Annotated in this window: 3 protein-coding genes and 1 pseudogene; 2 read left to right on the plus strand and 2 right to left on the minus strand. The window is 43.4% G+C overall.

Features of this window, described 5'->3' with window-relative positions; genetic code table 11:
* Both ABZB17_RS20715 and ABZB17_RS20720 read right to left on the minus strand, forming a co-directional pair.
* Positions 1-224, minus strand: a pseudogene (locus ABZB17_RS20715) (hypothetical protein); the annotation flags it as partial.
* Positions 225-335: 111 nt separating this feature from the next.
* Positions 336-2,717, minus strand: a complete 2,382-nt coding sequence (locus tag ABZB17_RS20720; protein WP_372653238.1) for a prolyl oligopeptidase family serine peptidase — start codon at positions 2,715-2,717, stop codon at positions 336-338.
* 164 nt (positions 2,718-2,881) lie between these two features.
* Between ABZB17_RS20720 and ABZB17_RS20725 the strand changes: the two genes are divergently transcribed.
* A complete protein-coding gene (locus ABZB17_RS20725; RefSeq protein WP_372653240.1) occupies positions 2,882-4,132 on the plus strand; it encodes an aspartate kinase in 1,251 nt (416 codons plus the stop codon).
* A 280-nt stretch (positions 4,133-4,412) separates the two neighbouring features.
* Positions 4,413-4,679 (plus strand): biotin/lipoyl-binding protein (locus ABZB17_RS20730; RefSeq protein ID WP_372653241.1); only part of this gene is annotated, 267 nt, incomplete at its 3' end.

Raw genomic sequence — 4,679 nt, forward strand, 5'->3', positions numbered from 1 at the left:
CCGGCGGCAATAATGAGCAGAAATGCAGTGAGCCACAACGAAACCGACAAACTATAAACCAACAATATCCATACGCCAACATACGGAATAAAAGTGTTTATGATTTGCCACACGCTTTTTAAGGTATCAGGCTTTTGATAGGAAGCCAAATTTTTTATAAAATTTTGCCAGGGATTATTTGGGGATGTTTCTTTCTGCCGGGTATTCATCGATCTACTCTCCATTCTTAATGTTCCGTTTATTTAAACGAATAACAGATAGTAGATGTTCGGCAAATTTTCACTATTTCAAAAGCGGGAGCCTGATTTTCACGTCAGGCTCCCGCTTCTATGGTGTTATTTCAGATTCTCTTCAAACAGTTTAAAAATACGTTTGTATTCATCGGTCCAGCTGCTGGGCTCCACAAAACCATGTGCTTCTACCGGATAAACCGCCAGTTCCCAGTTTTCTTTGCCCAACTCGATAAGTCGTTGCGTAAGGCGAACGATGTCCTGAAACTGCACATTGTCATCCACCATACCATGGCACATCAATAAATTGCCTTCCAGTCCTTTGGCAAAATTTATGGGTGAACTTTTTGCGTATGCAATACTGTCCGGCACCGGTGTATTCAGAATATTGGCCGTGTAACCGTGGTTGTAATGCGCCCAGTCGGTTACTGAACGTAAAGCTGCTCCGGTGGCAAAAGTTTCCGGCTCGTTAAACATGGCCATTAGTGTAATAAAACCACCATACGAACCGCCGTATAGTCCAATTCGTTCCGGCGAAACATCGTATTTATCCACTAACAATTTTGCGCCATCTACCTGGTCCGACAGATCGAGGCCACCCATCCAGCGGTAAATTCCGGTACGCCAGTCGCGGCCATAACCGGCACTTCCGCGATAATCGATATCCAGTACCGTATAACCATTATCCACTAAAATATTGTGGAACTGGTATTCGCGAAAATAGCTGCTCCACCACTTATGTGCATTTTGCAGATAACCGGCACCATGCACAAAAATCACTGCCGGCCCGTTTTGTTCCGGCGATTCCGGTCGATATAAACGGGCGTGCACATCGGCACCATCTTCAGCATTAAAAGTGATGTATTCGGGCATCCGCCAGTCGTATTCGTTAAAAGCATCTGTGGTTGAGTGTGTCAACTGTTCGGCTTCAGCTCCGGCTTTGTTTGCCTGCAAATAAAGCTCCCAGGGTTTGTTGGCCTCCGAATGACGAATGGCCAAATATTTCTCATCAGGAGAAAGCGATACTTCATTTCCGCCTTCCAACGATGTGATTTGCGTAAGCTTGCCACCCCAAACCGGCATTTTGTAAAAATGCGTCACACCCGGGTGCACTTTGTTGGCGATGAAATAAAAATTTTTTTTATCGTTCGAAATGGATGCTTCCGAAACTTCAAATTCGCCTTTGGTAAGGGTTGTTTTCTTTTTTGTTTTGCAGTTTACCGCGTACAAATGCGAGTAGCCCGACTCTTCGGAATGAAACCAAACAGACTCTCCATCGGGCATCCAGCCTATATTTCCTGTCGACATTCCCCAGCCGCCAATTCCGGGGCCTCCGATCCACGCTTCGTCACGCTGACGATCGAGTAATTCCAAATTACCGGTCGAAGGATCGAGCAGTAAAATCCAGCGGTCTTTATTGTCATGCGACAGCGCAACAACCACCGCCAGGTCTTCCGTTTCATTCCACACCGGCCCCATCAGGTTTCCCTCGCGGTCATCAACTTCTTCTCCCTCTTTTGGCATACGTTCCGGGTAATCGCTCAGGTAATCGGGCAAATCTTTCAGGCCGGGAATTTGTGTTTTATCAATCATTACGAGCTTATTGTTCTTCACATCAAAAATCCCCATTTCAACCGACGCCTGCGGACTACCTACTTTGGCACGGGCATTCTTTTCTTCGGTGTACCCCGATTCGGTAACATGATGCGTAACCGAAGTAGTTTTTGCATTAGAGGCCCTTTCATACAAGCTGTATATAATGTAGTCGCCGGTCGGGCTCAGCGAAATGCCATTCAAAAACTTGCTACCGGTGTATATTTTTAATGGATCGGTTTCTTTTTCAGCCTCCCCGCGGTTTTCGCGTGCTTTACTTTTTGCTTCGCGTTCCTGCAAAACCACAAACAATTCCTTTTGTTGCTGCTCCAGCCATTTGGCTTGTTCCGACGAGGACTGTTCTTTCATCTCATTCCCCGAAACAAAATTGGTAAGTTGTGTGATCAACCCTGATTCCGGATCGATGGTGAACAGATTATTGTCTTTAGTAAAGGCTATTTTCGAATCGCCTAAAACAAATTCGGGCGACGAAACACGCTCCAGCCAGGCGGTAAGCTGTTTCTCTTCTCCGCTTTTACAGTCGAGCAGAAAGAGGTTGCCGTTTCGGGTGTATACCTTTTTTGTTTTGTCGTTGTTGTAATCGCCACGAAGGCCGGGTAATGTCTTCTTTTCATCCAAATTTACTTTCTCTATTTCTTTGGTCGCCAAATTGTAAGCATACAACGACTCGAGCGTGTCTTGCTCCGGATTCCACTGAAAATAGATTTTTGCGCCATCTTCGCTCCAGCTTATATCGTCCGGCGAAGTACCGATCCATTTGGCCGGATCCTGCATAATTGTTTCGATGGAAAGCGAACTTTTATTAAGTTGGCTTACCTGGCAAAATCCTGAAAAAGTAAACAGAATAAAAATTGAAAGAATAAAATGTCTCATGAGTGCAGTTTCTTTTTTAGTGTTTTTTTTGAAGGCATCTAAATTAACATTTTTAGTAGAATGATTTCCCTGATGAACATGTATATTGTTAATTCAAAAAAATATAGTTTTGCAAGGTTAAACAGCTCGTAGCGCATTGCTCAAAAGCTTTAAATGAATTTTTGATGAAGGTATATAAATTTGGAGGTGCATCGGTAAAAGATGCGGCCGCAGTAAAAAATGTATTTGAAATTATTAAAAGCGAAAGCGGAAACCTGAGCGTGGTTATTTCGGCCATGGGAAAAAGTACCGATTTGCTGGAAACATTGATAAAAGCCTACTATAACAGCAACAACGAAAAGTGGACAATCTTCAATAACTTTAAGAACTACCACATTGAAATTATCGGCGATTTGTTTGGCGAAAAAGGGATGCCACAGGGCGTTTATGAGTTGTTTAGCGATCTGGAACACAAATTAAATTCGCGTCCGTCGTACGATTTTAACTTTGAATACGACCAGATTATCTGTTTCGGCGAGCTCATTTCTACCCGCATTGTTAGCGATTACATTACCGCCACCGGATATAAAAATAAATGGATCGACATTCGCACCTGTCTGAAAACTGATGACACTTTCCGCGATGCACGTGTTGACTGGGAATGGACCGGCGAACTGACCCGCAAGGAATTTAACTTTTCTGATACAAGTTTATATATCACCCAGGGATTTATCGGGTCTACAACTACTAACCTTACCACCACACTGGGTCGCGAGGGATCGGATTTTACTGCTGCCATTATCGGTAGCTCACTGAAAGTTGAAAGCGTGTCGATTTGGAAAGACGTACCGGGAGTTTTAAGTGCCGACCCGAAAAAAATGAGCGACACGGTGATGATCAACGAACTGTCGTACAAAGAGGCGGTGGAGATGACGCATTCGGGAGCAAAAGTTATTCACCCGAAAACCATGCAGCCACTGCACAACCAAGGAATTCCGCTGCTGGTAAAATCGTTTGTTGAGCCTAAAAATCCGGGCACTGTCATTCACAAGATCGATCATAAAATTGAGCTGCCCCCGATTTTTATCCTGAAAGAAAACCAGGTGCTGATTACCCTTTCTGCTCTCGATTTCTCAATAATCTCGATCAGCGATATTGAGCGGGTGGTAAATTTTCTGATGGAAAAACTGATAAAGGTTACATTGATGCAACAATCGGCCATCGACCTTAACATTGTTGCCGATGCTTCAGACGAAAATCTGGAGGATATTTTCAGCGAACTTTCGGGCGATTATAAAATACGTTACAACACCGACCTTACGTTGGTAACCATTCGTCATTACACCGAAGAGGTGCTCGACTGGATGGTAAAAGAAAAGGATATTTACCTGGAACAGCACAGCCGCTTAACGGCACGGATGCTGATTAAAGAATAAGAAAAGGCTACCGGAAATGTTATTTCCGGTAGCCTTTTTCTTTTAATTTCACCCATATTCAGAAAAGCGATTGGCATCCGATTGACAATTAATACCGATGTGAAATGAAAATGAGTCCTATTTCAGTAAATTCCTACTTTCAACCGGCATTAATCATAGCAATTTCACCGTTTCGCTCAAGGCTCACACTGAAATACAATTGGTATAATTTACAGGAATCGATTTTTCTTGTAATTTTAGAAACCCATTTCTTACCTATAAACAAAAACAGCTAACTGAAATGAAGCAAAAAAAGACATTGCCTTATATAATTGGAGTTGCGGTTGTAATTATTATTGTGCTTATCGTGGGCAAAAAGCAAGGATGGCTTGGCAGCGATGTTAGCGTAAAAGTAGCTACCGAAACGGTAGAAAGTAAAACCATTACCGAGTTTATAACCGCCAACGGAAAAATTCAGCCGGAAACTGAGGTGAAAATCAGCCCTGATGTGGCCGGTGAGATCGTTGAACTGCATGTTGAAGATGGCGATGCGGTTGAGCAGGGAAAA

The organism is Draconibacterium sp. (assembly GCF_041583095.1).
Classification (GTDB): Bacteria; Bacteroidota; Bacteroidia; order Bacteroidales; family Prolixibacteraceae; genus Draconibacterium.